Here is a 16470-nt window from a genome sequence, read left to right as displayed (position 1 = left end):
GTGAGCAATCGATGAAGATACTGCAGGTGACGCCACGGTATCCGCCGCAGTCGGGCGGTGTCGAAACGCACGTTCGAGAGATTTCGGAACGACTCGTCGAACGCGGCCACGATGTGACCGTCTTGACCGCCGATGCGGGCGACGGTGGCTTTCGAGCGGAGCGACGGAACGGCGTTCACGTGCGCCGATTCCGGAGCATCGCACCCGGCGGTGCGATGCATGTCTGCCCGCAACTCGCCGCCGCAGTCCGCCGGACTGATGCCGATGTCGTTCACGCCCACAACTACCACTCGTTTCCGTTGTTTTTCGCTGCCCTCGGAATCGGTGACCGTCGGTTCGTTGTAACACCCCACTATCACGGCGGCAGTGCGGATTCAACACGCGACAAACTCCTCTCTGCATACCGTCCAGTCGGTCGGTGGGCCGTCCGCCGGGCGGACGCCGTCGTCGCCGTGAGCAAATGGGAACGCAAGCAGTTGGCGACCGACTTTGATGTGGATGCGACGGTGATTCCGAACGGCCTCGATGTGGATCGCTTCACATCTGCAGACACCGGCGAACGCGACCGACCGTACATTCTCACGGTTGGCCGACTAGAGGAGTACAAAGGCGTCCAGCACGCGATTCGTGCGCTCTCGGAGCTTCCAGAGTACGACCTTCTCGTGGCCGGGAGCGGTCCGTACCACGACGAACTGGAGCGAACCGCGCGGCAGGAAGATGTTGAAGACCGCGTGGAGTTTCTGGGCTACGTGGATGGCGAGGAGTTACCCGGTCTGTACGCGGGTGCGGACGCGTACGTGACACTGAGTAAGTTCGAGGCGTACGGGATGACGGTTGCCGAGGCGTTAGCCGCTGGGACGCCCTGCGTAGTTCGAGAGGCGGGCGCGTTGGTAGACTGGGTGTCGAGAGAGAACTGCGTCGGTGTCAGCGCCCTCCGTCCGTCTGTTGTCCAGAAAGCTATTCGGGAGGCGACAGCAGGTGAAACAAGAACTCAACGACTGCCCACGTGGGATGCAGTTGTCGAAGACCTGCTTTCATATTACACAAAACAAACAGTCAAGACCGACTAAGTGGCGACCACCGACGCCACTCGCCATACAGTGTCTCAGAGATACCGGTGATGGTAACGCGGAACGACTCACTAAGGGTGAACAGAATTCCCGTGTACGCGACCGCGCCGGCGCCGAGAACCACGCCTAGAATTAGCCACGAGTCAATGGCGAGCGTCTGCCGGAGACCGTAGACGACAATGCCCATCCCGACGGCGCTGGCGGCCTGTTCTGCCATCGACCGGGGGAACAGGCTGACCGACGGGATCGACTGCTTGACGTACCATGCTAAGAAACCGTACCGAACGGCTTCGGCGATAACGGTAGCTATCACGACACCAATGGCCCCATACGCAACCGTGAGGGCAACACCGACGATGACGTTTACTGCGAGCAGTACTGAATTTACTTTCACCTTGACGTTTGGACGGTCGAGTCCGGCGACGACACCGTCAAGAACCTGAGACTGTGTTCTGAGTAGTTGGAATACGAGGAGGCCAACCAGCAATGTCGCCGCCGATTTGTACTCAGCACTGTACGCCGTCACGACAAGTTGTTCATCGAGAAGAACGCCTCCAACAAGCATCGGGATAGCAACAATACTGGCGAATGAAAGCGTGTTCTGTACGTCGATATCGACACGCTCACCCTTCGACCGAAGGTTGCTGACCCGCGAGAACAAGCCCTGCGTGGCGACCATCGAAACGAACGCCGCGGGGACAGTAAGACGGAGGGCGACCCCGTACTCGCCGGTCGCGCTCTTTCCGACGAGAAAACCAAGGAGGAGCATATCCAGTTGGCTGTACGTGTGCGTCAGGTACTCGTTCGGAATGCTGTACTTCGCGTACTCCCATAGCGACCGCATCGTCTCGACGGTGGGACGTGCAAATCCAGTCCCGAACGACCGGTACATCGGGACGTACAACAGGAGCGTCGCCACGACTTCTCCGATGGCGACGCCAGCAGCACCCCATCCGAGGATGAGAAATCCGAGTTGTGCTGGGAATGTGAGGTACGACCGGACGGTGTCAAACCACTGATTTCGACTGATACGTCCGAGTGCAACGAGTTGCGACTGGAGGATGAAGAAGCCGCTCAGTGAAGCTAACAGGGCGACAAACGCAGAAACTGACCCCGGAAATCCGAAAAACGATTGGAGGTAGCCGCGGAGAGCGTACGCGATGAGAGCGGCGAGAGCGGTCCATCCGATGACGACGAGTGTCCCGACAGAGAGCGTCTGCTCCAGTTCGAAGCCCGACTCCGATCCACGTTTCTGTATCGCTTCGGCAAGGCCCTGAACGGGACGGTTAGAGAGAGCTGCGGCCGTCAAGAGGAGGTAGTAGCCACCGAGGCTGTCGGAGCCAAGCCACCGAGCGAAGATAATAGTCCCCACAAAGCCGATGAGGGCCATTATGAACTTCCCCAGTGCCGCTTTGACCGTCTCGCCACCGAGGCTGATGTCGCTTGCCTCTTGCTCGGTCATATATTCTCTCGGTTGAAGTACCGCCGCAAAATAGGTCGCGGTTCGTCCACGAGGTTCTCAGAGGTAGCCGAGGTCCTCTAACTGTTGTCGCATCTCCTCGTCCACGTCGTCGTCGAACGATGCGTCGGTATCGAACTCCTCATGAGACATGCGTTCTCGGACGGCATCGCGGAACGACTCCAGTACTTCCGGTCGGTCAGTAGAGCAGTCAGTCTGTTCGGTACTGTCAGTTGTGAGATCGAACAGTTCCTCTCGGTCGTGGTAATCGTCGAGGATGTACTTCCACTCGAGTGTCCGCCGGGACGTGATTCGCTTTCCGCTGTTGGCGTACTCGCTGATGACCGCCTCACGCTCCGTTTTTCCATTTTCGAGGGCGTCAAGGAACGACTGACCCTCCATCTCATCAGGTGCGCTGGTACCCGCGAGGTCGAGGAAGGTCGGTCCGATGTCGAGATACGCTGTCAGATCCTCGATAGCGTCTACTGTATCATATTCGGCCGGCGGTTTGACAATGAACGGGACGTGGATGAGTTCGTCGTACAACTGCGGGGAATGACCGAGCGACCCGTGTTCGAGGAATTCGTCACCGTGGTCCGAAGCGATGACGATACATGCCTCCTCATAGATTCCCTGGGCGCTTTAGCTCGGCGACAATTTCGCCAACGGCGTCGTCGGTGCGTTTGACCTGTGCTCGGTAGAGAGCACGGAGATCCGCTACATCACGTTCCGAGACGGACGCTCTAGCGCCGTCGTACTCGGGGTGTTTGACCAAGTCAATCTTTGCTGCAAGGTCAACGGTTCGAACCGGTGAAATATCGGGAAGGAACGGGAGTTCTCGGTACTTCCCCGTCGGGAGATAGGGGTGGTGTGCGTCCATATAGTGGACCCAGACGAATTGCGGGTCATCGAAGTCCACGTTTCGAAGATGCTCGGTAGCAGCGTCGTTGATGGGACCAGCGCGCGTGTACGGTGGCGTGAAGTAGTTCTTTGTCTCCTTTGCGTACTCGTGCAGGAGAGGAGATCGGTGAAGCGTTCGATTGAGCACCTCGAAGAACCGGTTCGTCAGCGAGGATTCACCGTCATCGTCGCCATCGCCACTACCGTCGGTGAAGTCGTGGTACACATCAAAGCCGCGATGGAACCCGTAGTGACGGGAGAGAAACGGATTCGAGTGGAACCCTGCCGTCCGGTAACCGGCGTCCGAGAGTTCTTCAGCCACTGCGGGTCGCCCGGCCGTGTTGCCCTTCTTAGCTAACGGGTACGTGGAGGTAAGCGTCGCAAGGAACGAGAAGAGCGTGTTCGGCGCGTTGCTGATAGCGGTGTCGAATCGAACGCCATCCGCTGCGAGCGAGTCGATTTCGGGAGTGAGGTCATAATCAACACCTCTGTCCCCGTAGCAACCAACTTCGTCGCGTCGCAGCGAGTCGATTGTGAGAAAAACTATCGGCGGTCGCTCGGCGACATCAGACATTGAGATGCGTTCGGCGGCACACTGCCAAATAGCCACCGCTTCAGTAGAGTCTTCCGCGGTGAAGAGAGGTTACAGATAGCCGAGGTCTTCGAGTTGACCTCGCATTTCGTCGTCGATATCATCGTACGCCGTACTCTGGTGTTCCCCTTCGGCATCAAGATGCGTCCGGACGATTTCGCGGAGTTCCGCAGCTACGTCTGGAGTGTCGGACAGCACGTTCGTCTGTTCTGTCGGATCCGTGTTGATATCGAACAGTTCCTCTCGGTCGTGGAGATAATCAACGATGTACTTCCACTCGGGCGTTCGGAGCGAGGTGATTCGGTCGTCCCAGTAAGTGTATTCGCTGATGACGTGTTCTCGATCCGTTGCTCCCGTCTCGAATGACTCACGAACGCTCTCACCACGCATCGAAGACGGCGGTGTTATCCCTGCAAAATCAAGTACTGTCGGTGGGATGTCCAGGTAAGCCATCAAGCCTTCCACCGATTCGATTGTCTCATGGTCCGCGGGAGTCTTGACGACGAACGGGACGTGGATGAGCTCGTCGTACAACTGGGGAGAATGTCCGAGCGACCCGTGCTCGAAGAACTCGTCGCCGTGGTCTGAGGCAATGATGAGCAGGGTATCATCGTACAGACCATTCTCTTTGAGCGAACGAACGACTCGCTTGATAGCGTCGTCGGTACGTTTTATTTGTGCGCGATAGAGAGCACGAAGGTTCGACAGCGTTTCGTCGGTGATGTTCGTCCGGTCGTAATCGTCGCGCTTGATGAGGTCAATCTTCGCCGACAAACGGATGATCTCCCACTTACTCAGCGAAGGAACGAATGGGAGATCACGGTATTCTGGTTCGGGCAGATACGGATGATGCGGATCCATATAGTGTGCCCACAAGAACAGCGGGTCATCACCGTCGGTCGATTCGAGATACGTAACAACTTCGTCGTTGACTTGCCCCGCTCTGGGGAACGGAGCCGAACTGAAGTTCTTAACCCCTTTTGCAATCTCGTATAGGAACGGTGAACGACGGAGCGCCCGGTTGAGTTTATCCATGAAATCCCGCTTGAGACCTGCCGTCCCCTCGTCATCGGCCTCAGATCCCGTGAAATCTCGGAAGTGATCGAACCCACGGTCAAAGCCGTAGTGTGTCGTCAGGAAGGGGTTCGTGACGAACGCCGCCGTCTCGTATCCACCCTTGGAGAGTTCCTCGGCAAGGAACGGTCGGTTTCGCGTATGTTCTTCGTCTTCGAGCGGATACGTTGAAGTCTGACTCGCCAGGAACGAGTAGAGCGTACTCGGTCCGTTGCTGATGGCAGCATCAAACCGTGCCCCCTCGTCTGCGAGCGTGTCGATTTGCGGGGTGAGATCGTACTCAATGTCGAGTTGTCCATAACAACCGACATCATCACGCCGGAGCGAATCGACCGTCAAGAAGACGACGTGCGGTCGGTCGGCGGGGTCTGGCATACGACGACCGAAACAACACAGGATAAAATACGCTACGTTTTACTCGCTGTGAACGCGCTCGTACAAGCGGATATGTTCCTGTACGGCGGTTTCGATGTCGAATCGCTCGACCGCTCGATTCCGTCCCCGTTCAGCGAACTGGCTTCGAAGAGAATCGTCGGTGAGAAGTCGATCCAGGGCTGCTGCGAGTGCCGACGCCGACACCTCGTTTGTCAGGAACCCAGTCTCACCATCAAGAACCGTCTCATCTATCGGCGGCACGTCGTGGGCGACGACTGGTGTTCCGCACGCCATCGATTCCACCGGGACCATACCAAACGATTCGAGGACACTCGGGAACGTGGTGACATCCGCTGCGGCGTAGTAGGCCGGAAGGTCGGCGTCAGCGACATAGCCAGGGAACGAGATTTGATCGGTCACTCCGGAATTTTGTGCATCCTCGATAACACTCCCGAGATATGGCTCGAGATCATCGGGATTTACACCATCAAGAGAATCCACATCGCTGAATCCACTTCCGAGTGGGCCGAGAACGACGAGTGTTGCGTCGGTCTCCATCTTGGATATCGCACTGACTGCCCTGTGAAGGCCCTTGTGAGGGACTTTTCGACCCGCGTACAGGACTGTTTTCCCATCGGGGAAGTCGATATCGCGTTCTGATGCGGTATCGGGGCGATAAACGTCTGTATCGACGAAGTTGTACATCGTCTCGCGCTTCGACCGCGCTTCTGGAATCGCTCGGTCGATCCACTCGCCGTGGGCGTCGCTGACGCTAAGAACTCTCTCGGCGCCGAAGAAGGCAGCGTGGGCCTCCGCGAGTCTGATGTAGGTGTCAGCCTCCCAGCGGAGTCGGTGTGTAATAGTCAATTCCTCAATAAAACGATGCTCCTTCCGCCACGGGTGGGCGTTGTGCTCGGCGACGACGAGCGGAGCATCGCCGGGAGGTCGGAAGCCGAGAAGGTTCGGGTAGTAGACAGCATGAACCACATCCACCGGATTCTCACGGTGGATTCTGTCGGCGACTCGGCGTGCTTTGCGACCGAACTCCACGACGGGCGTGACATGCGAGGGAGGGCGCGTTATCGGTTCGGTTATTTCTACTAGTTGAACGCCCTCGGCGGTGTATCGGCGGCCGGATTCACCGACAGTGAGAACCGTTGCGTCGTGCCCCTCAGACGCCAACGTCGAAGCGAGGTCGAAGGTGAGTTTCTCGATAGCGCCGCGACGCTCCGGCGTCAGTGGCGCGCGCGTGCCGACGAACAGGACGTGCATCTATCTGACCCCCTCGTACACGGATTCGATTCGGGAGACGATACGTGGCCATGCATAGGTCCGTTCGGCGTAGTCACGGGCGGTGACTGACATCGCGCCGTTTCGGTCAGCATCGAGGACAGCGAGGAGTGCCTCTGCTAACTGCACCGGGGCCTCAGGTGGGACAACACGGCCGACATCGCTGGTAACGACTTCGGAGATGCCACCGACATCTGTTCCGACAACAGGCGTTCCGCTGGCGAGTGCCTCCAAGAGGACCATCCCCTGCGCCTCGTACCGTGACGGAAGGACGAACGCATCGGCGGCCGTGTAGAGGGAGACAAGTTCCTCATCAGATACCTGTCCGGCGAATACGAAGTCGTCTCGGACGCCCAATTCATCAAGCAAACGCCGTATCTCCGTAGGATACGACTCTGCGGCAGATCCGCCGAACATGTGTTTGTCAGGACCGACGAGGACAAACCGGACCGGGTCGTTGCTGCTGTCGAGTACGTCACGAGCGGCCTTGACGAGGACATCAACCCCTTTTGCTCGGGCGAGACGACCAACGAAGAGGACGGTCTTTCGGCCGTCGAGCTCGTAGGTGTCTTCGACTGAACGGGTGTCCGCATCGGGGCCGTAGATCTCGGTGTCAACACCATTCGGAATCACCGTCGGGTCGGCGTCGCCGTACGTACGTGCCCCGTCAGCGACGGCTTCGCTCACAGCGATTGACGCATCGGCATCTCGCATCAAACTCCCCTCAAAGCGGCGGACGACTTGTTGTTCGTAGGTGTTCACGTCGTCAGTACACCACATTCCGTTGTGGCAGGTATAGACGAATGGAACTCGTGCTTTCCGGGCGAGGCGCCGCGCGGCAAGGCCCGCGTACATGTTATGCGCGTGGACCACATCGGCCTCGGCAATTCGCTCTTGGGCACGGCGAAGACCGGCCGAGTACAAACACTCGTTCAGCACGTGGTCCAACCACCCGTCAAGTAGACCTGTCTGGACCCGTGGGGCCGCGAGTCGGAGTACATCAACCCCGTCAATGCTGAGTGGGTCATCAACATCGTGGCGGCGGTCCACGACTGTCACATTGTGGTCCCGGGCAGCAAGACCCGTCGTGACTGCTCGGATATGGCGCTCGACGCCGCCGCCGAACTCACCGTGGATTGGAACGAGACCCGCCGTGATGTGAACGATATTCATCTCTCGTCTCCCTCTCCGGAAGGCTGAATGAGTTGGCTAGACCACCCATCCGGGTAGTCTGTCACGGGAGGTTCGACCAGTCCAAGCTTCTGGAGACCCAACAGCGCCGCTTTCGGAGCCATGCGAACCGGATGTCGCCGCAGGAGATACCAGAGCCATTCGACGTGTTCAAGCGCGGAGAACTCGGTATCGGCGTCGTGGTGTGGAACGATGTTACGAGGAAGCGGACGTATCTTTGCCCCTGCGTCCGCGCATCGGTAGACAAAGTCGGAGTCTTCACCGTGTTCTCGACTCTCATCAAAACCGCCAACGGCGTCCCACAGCGACCGGTGAAAGACCATGTACCGAGTCAGTAGCGTGTCCATCGGCCAGAAATCCTCCAGACCAGCGAGATGGCACGTATGCATAGAGTCAACGAGCATAGCTGTCAGCGTGGTCGGGAACGTAATGTCATCGTCGGCGAGAACAATCCACTCACCCGTTGCCTCTTCAACGCCGCGGTTGCGGGCGACGCTTCGCCCGTCGTCTGTCCGGACGACGACCTCAAGCCAGTCGGGGACGCTCTTGCTCGTGTAGTTCTGCTCGTCCCGGCTCGGGATCACAACCGAAGTGTCCGAGAGTACGGCTTCTACGTCGAGTGCCGCATGAGCGTCACACGCGTCGCGTCCGGGGCCCGGAACTGCGTCCATCGGGCCGTCGGCGTCGGCAATGTCGCCAGAAACCATCGTGTCTGTCGCGCCCTACTCTAACTCAGCACATATACCTGACGCAACCGCCCCCTCGGGACCGTTAGGCGCGAACAGATTGGCCGATTCGATACACTTGGAGTCCAAACATGAGCGCCAGCGCCCACATCCCCGCCTGCAAGAACGGCAATAATGGTTCAAGAGCAGAAACCGCAGGGATGATAGTAGCACCGAATCCTGCGAAGAATCCGAGTGTATACGCGTGAACGTGGAATAGGAGTACGGACAGAACAGGAATCTCGGGGAGACCGTCGTCAAGTTGGAGTTCGTTGAACAGCGAAACGATAAATGCGGGGATAAGAGGTGTGACAGCGAACAGGTCGGGGATCGGACTGGCCAGCGGAATTGTCGTCAGTCCGAGTGCGAGTGCGGCGTACTCCGACCGTGCTGAGTCATCGCGGCGACTATACAGGACGAGTCCGGCGACGCCGAATGTCAACGCGAGACGGATGTACAGCGCAGCCGATCCGAAAAAGTACAGCGGCCGGAAGAAGAACGGGCCCCAGTTGGTAATGTCGGTGCTGATTCCGCCGGGTTCAGTGGCCTGTCCCCAACCCTTGCCGTGCGTGAGAACACCGAGGTAGTCAGTGAACGTCTCAACGCCGAAGAAGAGACTCAGTCCGACGATTCCCACAACGGCGGCGACAGCTCCGACAAAACGTTTCTTGTCGCGGAGGAGGTGCGCGCCAGACGGTGCGTAGAACGGCTTGAACGAACTTGAAATCGTCGTCAGCGCACCGCTAGCTAATGCGAGCGTGGTAGAATCATCATCTTGCCAACTCCGTCGGTGTGCTGCAACGGCAAAGCAGAACAGTCCCGTGAGGAAGCCAGATACTTGCCCAGCTTTGAGCCACAAAATCGTCGGGAAGAACCCGACCAGTGCCCACAGTAGAACGGCTTTCGACGGAATCGAAAGGCGAACTCCGAAGGAGCGAACGAGCGCGAATAGTCCCGCACCTAACACAGCCAGCGAGAAGACATTCCACAACAGACCCGCCATCCACGGAGAGACGACAGTGAAGGGTGCAAACAGGAGGACGACGACGGGCGGATAGACGTACGGGTTGTGTACGTCGGCGTACAGGTTCTTTCCAGAGAGGAATCGTTCTCCAGCAGTATAGAAGGCGCCACGGAAGTCGTAGAACGTGAATCCGGGGACGAGGTTCGCCGACTGGAGGGCGATTTCAACGGCGGGAAACACGAGCAACGACGCCAGCGTAACGGCGGAGAGCCAGAACAGGCGCGGACGTGAGCGCCGTGTGCGGCGAAACGCTGTCGAGAGGTCCATGCCGCGGAATTCTGCGACGACTCATTAATATCTCACTATCTACCGTCGTTGTTGATTTCGGCGACAGTAGCCGAAAGAACGGGCAAGCCCGAGTCGGAAAGAGTGAGGCGCGAGAATCAGTTCAGAAGTCCACTTCCTTCGAGATACGGTACAATTGGAGTCCGACAAGCGCGAAGATACCCCAGAGAGCAGGTTGAAGCAGTGGAAGTACCGGTTCCAAGACGCGAAGTTCCGGGACGTACCGCGGACCGAAACTGGCGAGGAAGCCGAACAGGTACGGGTGTATTTGAATCATGAGGACAGTGAACAGCGGAACCTGAATGAGTGACTCCTCCCGCCGCAGTTCCGCGACTGAGGTGAGAACGAGAGCCGGAATCAGGGCGTTGACCGCGAACAGGTCCGAGATGGGACTGAGAAGTGGCACCGCAGTAAATCCGAGAACGAACAGTCGCTCATCAAGTTCCGTAGAGTCCATCCACCGACTAGCGATTGAGACGACCGCGAGGAGGGCGACGAACGCGAACTTTACGTACAGTGCGAATCCTCCGAATACGATGAACGGCCGGAAGTAATAGGGTCCCCAGTTCGTCGGCGACGAACCCCCACCACCGGCCTCTGCCGTCTCACCCCAGCCGAGACCGGTGAGGAGGTAGTCAAATTGAGCGAGTTGCATGTCGATGCCAAAGATAATGAGACCGGCAAGGATGACGACAGCGACGCCGAGAAACCCACCAACCAGTCTCGCGTTCTTCCGCGGAACCGGCGTTGCCGCGACCGCATAGAACGGCTTGAACAACGAGACGACCGCGAGGATGGCTCCAGTCAAAATGCCGTGTCGAGGGCCCTCGTCCCCACCGGATAAACCAGCAGCGACGCACAGGAGCGCAGCTAGCAGTCCGGATACCTGTCCCGCTTTGAGCCACAAGATCGTCGGGTAGAATCCGACCAGCGCCGCGAGGAGTCCAAAGCGCCACCGTGCGTTTAGTGAGACATTCCGAGACGACAGCAGGAACAGCACGCTCGCGTACAGCACCCCGAGGACGACAATATCCCAGACAACGCCTGCCAGCAAGGGATCAAAGACGACGAACGGGAGCCACAGAAGCAGCGTCAGCGGCGGGTAGATGTACGGGTGGTCAGGGTTGGCGTAGACGGCTTCGCCCGCAAGGTATCCCCTCGCCGCACCGTAGTACGACGTGACGAAGTCGTACACTGGATCGAACTCGATGATATCGGCGACCACCAGCGAGAGATCGACAAACGGCACAACGAAGAGTGAAAGTGCGACGATCAGGACCGGGACGCCGACTCCAATCGAGTTGCGTAGCGCCGTATTCACCGCCTCACACCGCCTTCGGAGGTGACCGGTGTCGAACATCAGCTACTCCTCGTGGTCGTCCTTCACAGCCTTGAGATAATACTGCGAACGGCGCTCGTAGAGAGTTTCCAGCGAGAACCCCCGTTCTCGGAGGAACTGTTCGACTTCCTCGGGCGAACTATCGTATTCGGGGAGCTTTCGGGGATGAACCTCGCAAAACACGGTTCTGAACTCCGGACGGCTGAGTTCCGCGTCGAGCCCCTGGAGGACCTGCATCTCCGCGCCTTCGACGTCGATTTTCGCTACTGTCGGGTGGGGCGTTTCGCCGTCGTCTACGAGCGAATCACCAGTCACTATCGGCACTTCGGTAGCGTCGGCTGTCCCTGTCTCGGCGCGAGACTGGAGGTGATTCTGCGTCAATCCCTCATCCACGAACGAGGCCGTACCGCACTCATCGGAGAGCGCTTCGGAACGGATCTGCACGTCGAGACGGTTGAGTTCAATGTTTTTACGTAGCTCGCTACTAGCTCTGTGACTCGGCTCGAACGCGACGACGTCGATGTCGTCAGACGCGGTTCCGACGAAACACGCGTACAGGCCGATATTCGCCCCAATATCATAGAACACGTCGCCGCCCTCGACAGCATCGAGAACTTCCGAGACGATGTCCTTCTCGCTCTCGAAATCGTCGGTGAAGTCGTAGAAGACACTCGCACCGGACGAGGCAAACGACACACTGAGATCGTCCAACGGAAGGACGAGATGGTCGGAAACGAACTGTTGATACACGTTATTTAAGCCAATTCGCCATGCCCCCCATTTCAAACCCCACTTGAAAACCGAGAGAGGACCGTCATGACGGTACACCTCCCTCGCGCTCCGTACCAGAGACTGCATACCAGTGATCTGAATCGGTACCGTACAAGTATCTTCGCCACCAAATACAGAATTTGATAACTAGTGTGGCAAATCATTGAGTAGTTTGTGGGGAAATTGGATAGAAGTGACAATCATTCTAAAATGATGCAGTACTATACAGTAACTTCTTGTACTATGTCTCTCCACAGACGGTCACAGAACGATGGGGGGACGGACCAAAGCCCGATTTGCGCTACTTATAGTGCTGCTTCTCGGAAGCAGTACTGTCGCATCGGGTTATGTCAGTTATGAATCGGTTAGTGGAGAAGAATCGAAGACTGCGACGTACTCACCAAACGTTTCGCAGGAATTAACAGCGATAACAGTCGCTGATAGTCCGCACGCGACTGCAAAGTTTGTGGTCGTCGGAGCGGACAACACAGAGTACTACAAACACACAGAGCACGATTCGTACTGGGACGTTGATCCAGTATCGGATAAGAAGTCGACACTCCTGTTTGGTGCCAGTGAAACGCTCTCTCCGTCAGAGTGCAAGAGCGTAACCAGTTGTCGGAAGAACCTCATCCGGACAGTAAACTTGACGACCGGCGAAGTGAAGACGCTGTACAGTCGGACGTATCCGTGGCGGCCGCCGCGACGTATCGGTCGTACGGAAACCGTCCAGTGGCACGATGTAGACCGTGTGAATGAGACACACTACCTCGTTGCAGACATAGCCCGAGATAACGTCCATCTCCTAAACATTGAGACGGGCACGATTGTGTGGAAATGGCGCGCCGAACAGTCGTTCCCCCGTAACGGCGGCGGTGCGTACCCGTATGATTGGACGCATATCAACGACGTCGAACTGCTTGACGACGGCCGCATCATGGCCAGCCTCCGTAACCAAGACCAAGTGGTGTTCTTGAACCGGTCGGGTCTTGAGGAGTCGTGGACCCTCGGAGGCGAAGACGAGTTCGAGACGATATACGAACAGCACAACCCCGACTACATTCCCACGAAGATGGGTGGACCCGCTGTCATCGTCGCTGACTCGGAGAACAACCGGATCGTTGAGTTCCAGCGGTCGGAGGGTGAATGGGTCGAGTCGTGGACGTGGCAAGACAGGACGATGTCGTGGCCACGAGACGCTGACAGACTCCCGAACGGGAATACCCTCGTGACCGATACTGCCGCCGGTCGGGTCATCGATCTCAACACCGATGGCGAAATTGTCTGGTCGTACGAGATTCAGATGGCGTACGAAGCCGAACGGCTCGGGACTGGAGACGAAAGTGCCGGGGGAGAAAGTGCCGCAGCGCTTGGACTACCGTCGAGAGAACCCGGCGACGTAGTCGATACAGAGCAAGCCAAGCCAAGTTTGGTGTCGCGCATTCCTGGAATGATCACGTCGCTCTTCCCGAACAAACTAGTCCACGGCGTGATGTTCTTGCTACCTGGTTGGGTCGGCGTGTACGAACTGCTTGGCGCGATGCTGTGCGTTGGAAGTCTGTTCACGTGGGGTATCTTAGAGATTCGATGGCGTAGTGTCGAAATTCAGTTCCGGAACCCGATACAATTCAATCGGTAACGACGAACGGTAGCCAGCCCGGAATACAAACCCTTTGACGGCAAACCGGTTGTCAGTTCTGTTCTGTCGAAACGTCTTCTCGGATGAATATAGAGAACGATCCGACAGTCCGCTTCGAGTAGTCGGAATGGTCGTTCAGTCGATCCAACAGCGCCGAATTGACGGCGTAGTACTTTCGGTGTTTGACGATGACTAGCGGTGGTTGACTATCCTCGAGATCCGAGACGGAGTAGAGTTCGGTGTCGTGGTACGGTTCACGGAGTTTGAGTCCGATATCGAATGGGACAACGACCTCAGACTGCTCGTCAGCTGGGAGGTCAGCATACGTCTCTTTGACGTACGAGAGTACCTCATCATTCCCCTTCTGGCCGTAGTCGTAGTGTGTGCTGTACCCCGCTGTCGCCTGCGTGAGAATCAATCCGCCGTTAGTCCCGACAAGCAAGACGACGAGTGCCACAGCAGCAATCGACGACCGATTCAGTTCTACACCTGTTTCAACGTGATCGAAGAGGGCGTATACCGACGCGAATCCAACAGAGTAGGCAAGAACTGTCCCACCAGCACGGAGTAGGACGGCCATCGTTCCCTTGTTAAACGAGACGTAAAATGGGTCAGGTGCGAGGAACGTGACTGCGGCGACGACTCCCGCGAGAACTGCACCGAAACGCCAGAGACGACGGGTTTCGAGCGGTGCATCGAGGAAGTGAGCGACACACACCGCAGCAAGAACCGCAAACAAAGGCGTCGATATGCCCATGTACTTCGGGAATCCGTAGGGAAGCTTCGCAAGAACAGTGTACTGGACGTAAGTGAGAACAGCAACAGCGCCGACGAAGAGGACCGGTGCACGATTTTGTAGCCACTCAAGCGTCGGGCGGGCAGTCTCCTGGTTCGAGACGAGCGAGCCAACTGCCAACAGGACAAGAAACGGTGAAAGCCACAGCAGTGAGGCATAGCCGGCCCACCCGCTGAGCATCAGTCGCGTCTGAAGGGCGATTTCACGGCCGTCACCCCCAGACAGAAGCATCCCGAAGTTGTGTTCGTACGGTCGCCAAAACGGTAAGTCGAGAGCTGACGAGACGCCCCACCACGTCACAGAGAACAATCCGAACCCGACCACCAAGGCGGCGACAGCCGGTAGCAGTCGCCGATACTGGCCGCGGAGGACGAGGTAGCCGACAAACGATGCGACGAGGACAGGAAGCGGACCAAATTTTATCCACGAAACGCCCGCAAACAATATCGCGAGCCCAATATACCGAGATTTCGGGATCGGACCGTCCCGTTCGAATGTCCGAATTGCGTACAGGATAAACGCCGTAACGCCAATAGGCAAGAGACTGCCGTCGATGTCTACGAGCGTGCCGTTCTGAATCGTCAACGGCGAGAGCACGTAGAGAGCAAGGACCAGTGCAGCGAGTTGCCATGAGGGCGACCGCCACGACTTGCGAACCGAGACAGCGTCACGGTCAACGAGTGTGTTGACGAGAGCGACGAGTAGCGGAAGCGTCAGCAACGTCGCAACGAACGTCGCGCCGCGGATGACTATCGTATTGGTTCCAAAAGCCACGATAGCCGCCGCAACGGAGTAAACGTACGTCGGCGGATGCCACATTCCCCACTGTTGACCAAACTGGACACTCTTGTAAAATAGCGGTCGTCCCGTCTCGGCCGCCGCTCGCATCGCTCCGACAAACACCATCTCATCACCGGCGAACGAGTCGGTCAGCGCCGGGATGGCTAACACGGCAGCAACGACAGCAGTGATACCGACTGGAATCCAAGCGACTCTCGACCTAAGGCCGTCCGGTGTGAGACTCATGGGCGGACAGAGACTCGGCAGAGCGGTCGAAGACGGAACACGACACAGTCCCGAATGACGGGCATAGGTGGGATGTTTCTCATATCAGAGGAAAATTGCATGATCTGTCCCGTCAGTTGTCGCTGTACCACTCAGAGACGACGAGCCAGATCATCACAAGGCCGAGTTTGAACGCCGGCCAGCGTTCACCCGTAATCTTCGAGGTCCCCTTCCGCGAGCGATAGTTGACCGGGATCTCTATCATCGAGATGTCCTCACGGGCCGCCTCAATGAGCATGTGGGGTGAGAAGTGCGATCCACCGATACGGAATCGGTGACGAATATCCTCGTATGCGTCAGCTTTGATGAGGCGGAACGTACATCCTACGTCAGTCAGATTCGACGTGTTATGCAGTACTTCGACAAGTTTTCCCACGAACCAGTTTCCCCACCGGAGGAACGGGTCCATGTTTGCACCCTCCCAGATGAGCTGTGGAGATGTGCGCGTACCGACTACGAAATCGAAGTCAGACGAGTAGGAAAGCAACTTCTCGATATCGTCCGCGACGAACGTCCCGTCGGGTTCGACGAGGACGAGGAGATCTGAGTCGTGTTCGTACATCTCTTGGAAGGCGCGCTGACAGGCGTATCCGTACCCCTGTCTCGTCTCAGATACGACGGTCGCGCCAGCCTCTTCAGCAAGTTCTGCGGTGTTATCGGATGAGTTATTGTCAACGACGACGACTTCGTCAACCGTATTTTGGGCCAAGAAATTCTCCACTGCGGTCGCAATATTCTCCGCCTCATTGTAAGCGGGCATCCCGACCATCACCCGATTCCCTTGGTACATATAGGCCAGTCTTATTCGGGGGTTGCTTAAGATTATCCTTACGCGGAGACGAGGAGAATGAATCTGACGTTTTCTTGCCAAAACG

The 16470-nt window shown here is 57.4% G+C and carries 14 protein-coding genes; 2 read left to right on the top strand and 12 right to left on the bottom strand.

Annotated elements, in window-relative coordinates; genetic code table 11:
* Positions 1-11: 11 nt before the first annotated feature.
* A complete protein-coding gene (locus HBOR_RS08290) occupies positions 12-1070 on the top strand; it encodes a glycosyltransferase family 4 protein (RefSeq protein WP_049890584.1) in 1059 nt (352 codons plus the stop codon).
* Here HBOR_RS08290 and HBOR_RS08285 read toward each other — a convergent pair.
* The 10 genes from HBOR_RS08285 to HBOR_RS08245 all read right to left on the bottom strand — a co-directional run bounded on the left by HBOR_RS08285 (position 1057) and on the right by HBOR_RS08245 (position 12020).
* Positions 1057-2532, bottom strand: a complete 1476-nt coding sequence (locus HBOR_RS08285) for a lipopolysaccharide biosynthesis protein (RefSeq protein ID WP_006054829.1) — start codon at positions 2530-2532, stop codon at positions 1057-1059. The genes HBOR_RS08290 and HBOR_RS08285 overlap by 14 nt on opposite strands.
* A 57-nt stretch (positions 2533-2589) precedes the next feature.
* A complete protein-coding gene (locus tag HBOR_RS20460) occupies positions 2590-3135 on the bottom strand; it encodes a sulfatase family protein (protein WP_276326367.1) in 546 nt (181 codons plus the stop codon).
* A 16-nt stretch (positions 3136-3151) separates the two neighbouring features.
* Positions 3152-4003 (bottom strand): sulfatase-like hydrolase/transferase, encoded by an 852-nt coding sequence (locus HBOR_RS20455; protein WP_013440585.1) that lies wholly within the window; start codon positions 4001-4003, stop codon positions 3152-3154.
* A gap of 69 nt (positions 4004-4072) precedes the next feature.
* Positions 4073-5470 carry a sulfatase gene (locus HBOR_RS08275; RefSeq protein ID WP_006054827.1) on the bottom strand — a complete coding sequence of 466 codons (1398 nt, stop codon included), beginning with the start codon at positions 5468-5470 and terminating at the stop codon, positions 4073-4075.
* 39 nt (positions 5471-5509) lie between these two features.
* A complete protein-coding gene (locus tag HBOR_RS08270; protein ID WP_006054826.1) occupies positions 5510-6742 on the bottom strand; it encodes a glycosyltransferase family 4 protein in 1233 nt (410 codons plus the stop codon).
* Complete coding sequence (locus tag HBOR_RS08265; RefSeq protein ID WP_006054825.1) at positions 6743-7933, bottom strand: glycosyltransferase family 4 protein; 1191 nt, start codon at positions 7931-7933, stop codon at positions 6743-6745.
* Positions 7930-8658 (bottom strand): glycosyltransferase family 2 protein, encoded by a 729-nt coding sequence (locus tag HBOR_RS08260; RefSeq protein WP_006054824.1) that lies wholly within the window; start codon positions 8656-8658, stop codon positions 7930-7932. Before HBOR_RS08260 ends, HBOR_RS08265 begins: the two co-directional genes overlap by 4 nt.
* A gap of 64 nt (positions 8659-8722) precedes the next feature.
* Positions 8723-9967: a glycosyltransferase family 87 protein gene (locus tag HBOR_RS08255; RefSeq protein ID WP_006054823.1), complete on the bottom strand. Its 1245-nt coding sequence runs from the start codon at positions 9965-9967 to the stop codon at positions 8723-8725.
* Between the two features lie 121 nt (positions 9968-10088).
* The gene (locus tag HBOR_RS08250) at positions 10089-11345 is read right to left on the bottom strand and encodes a glycosyltransferase 87 family protein (RefSeq protein ID WP_006054822.1); all 1257 of its coding nucleotides are present in this window, start codon (positions 11343-11345) and stop codon (positions 10089-10091) included.
* A 3-nt stretch (positions 11346-11348) separates the two neighbouring features.
* Positions 11349-12020, bottom strand: coding sequence for an FkbM family methyltransferase (locus tag HBOR_RS08245; RefSeq protein WP_241432335.1), 672 nt, complete (start codon positions 12018-12020; stop codon positions 11349-11351).
* Between the two features lie 721 nt (positions 12021-12741).
* Between HBOR_RS08245 and HBOR_RS08240 the strand changes: the two genes are divergently transcribed.
* Positions 12742-13734 (top strand): arylsulfotransferase family protein, encoded by a 993-nt coding sequence (locus tag HBOR_RS08240; protein WP_161609403.1) that lies wholly within the window; start codon positions 12742-12744, stop codon positions 13732-13734.
* Positions 13735-13786: 52 nt separating this feature from the next.
* On the opposite strand, the gene HBOR_RS08235 is transcribed toward HBOR_RS08240, so the two are convergent.
* Both HBOR_RS08235 and HBOR_RS08230 read right to left on the bottom strand, forming a co-directional pair.
* The gene (locus HBOR_RS08235) at positions 13787-15556 is read right to left on the bottom strand and encodes a hypothetical protein (protein WP_006054819.1); all 1770 of its coding nucleotides are present in this window, start codon (positions 15554-15556) and stop codon (positions 13787-13789) included.
* A 112-nt stretch (positions 15557-15668) separates the two neighbouring features.
* Positions 15669-16385 carry a glycosyltransferase family 2 protein gene (locus tag HBOR_RS08230; protein WP_241432334.1) on the bottom strand — a complete coding sequence of 239 codons (717 nt, stop codon included), beginning with the start codon at positions 16383-16385 and terminating at the stop codon, positions 15669-15671.
* Positions 16386-16470 lie beyond the last annotated feature (85 nt).

Origin of the sequence: Halogeometricum borinquense DSM 11551 (assembly GCF_000172995.2) — an archaeon.
In the GTDB taxonomy this organism is placed as follows: Archaea; Halobacteriota; Halobacteria; order Halobacteriales; family Haloferacaceae; genus Halogeometricum; species Halogeometricum borinquense.
The sequence above is the reverse complement of the archived record's forward strand: the minus strand, read 5'-3'. Positions and strand labels throughout refer to the sequence as shown.

What these genes read in the sequence shown, in the direction of transcription:
- HBOR_RS08290 (WP_049890584.1), top strand. Translation starts at nt 12, where the DNA reads ATGAAGATACTGCAGGTGACGCCACGGTATCCGCCGCAGTCGGGCGGT.
- HBOR_RS08285 (WP_006054829.1), bottom strand. Translation starts at nt 2,532, where the DNA reads ATGACCGAGCAAGAGGCAAGCGACATCAGCCTCGGTGGCGAGACGGTC.
- HBOR_RS20455 (WP_013440585.1), bottom strand. Translation starts at nt 4,003, where the DNA reads ATGTCTGATGTCGCCGAGCGACCGCCGATAGTTTTTCTCACAATCGAC.
- HBOR_RS08275 (WP_006054827.1), bottom strand. Translation starts at nt 5,470, where the DNA reads ATGCCAGACCCCGCCGACCGACCGCACGTCGTCTTCTTGACGGTCGAT.
- HBOR_RS08270 (WP_006054826.1), bottom strand. Translation starts at nt 6,742, where the DNA reads ATGCACGTCCTGTTCGTCGGCACGCGCGCGCCACTGACGCCGGAGCGT.
- HBOR_RS08265 (WP_006054825.1), bottom strand. Translation starts at nt 7,933, where the DNA reads ATGAATATCGTTCACATCACGGCGGGTCTCGTTCCAATCCACGGTGAG.
- HBOR_RS08260 (WP_006054824.1), bottom strand. Translation starts at nt 8,658, where the DNA reads ATGGTTTCTGGCGACATTGCCGACGCCGACGGCCCGATGGACGCAGTT.
- HBOR_RS08255 (WP_006054823.1), bottom strand. Translation starts at nt 9,967, where the DNA reads ATGGACCTCTCGACAGCGTTTCGCCGCACACGGCGCTCACGTCCGCGC.
- HBOR_RS08250 (WP_006054822.1), bottom strand. Translation starts at nt 11,345, where the DNA reads ATGTTCGACACCGGTCACCTCCGAAGGCGGTGTGAGGCGGTGAATACG.
- HBOR_RS08235 (WP_006054819.1), bottom strand. Translation starts at nt 15,556, where the DNA reads ATGAGTCTCACACCGGACGGCCTTAGGTCGAGAGTCGCTTGGATTCCA.
- HBOR_RS08230 (WP_241432334.1), bottom strand. Translation starts at nt 16,385, where the DNA reads ATGTACCAAGGGAATCGGGTGATGGTCGGGATGCCCGCTTACAATGAG.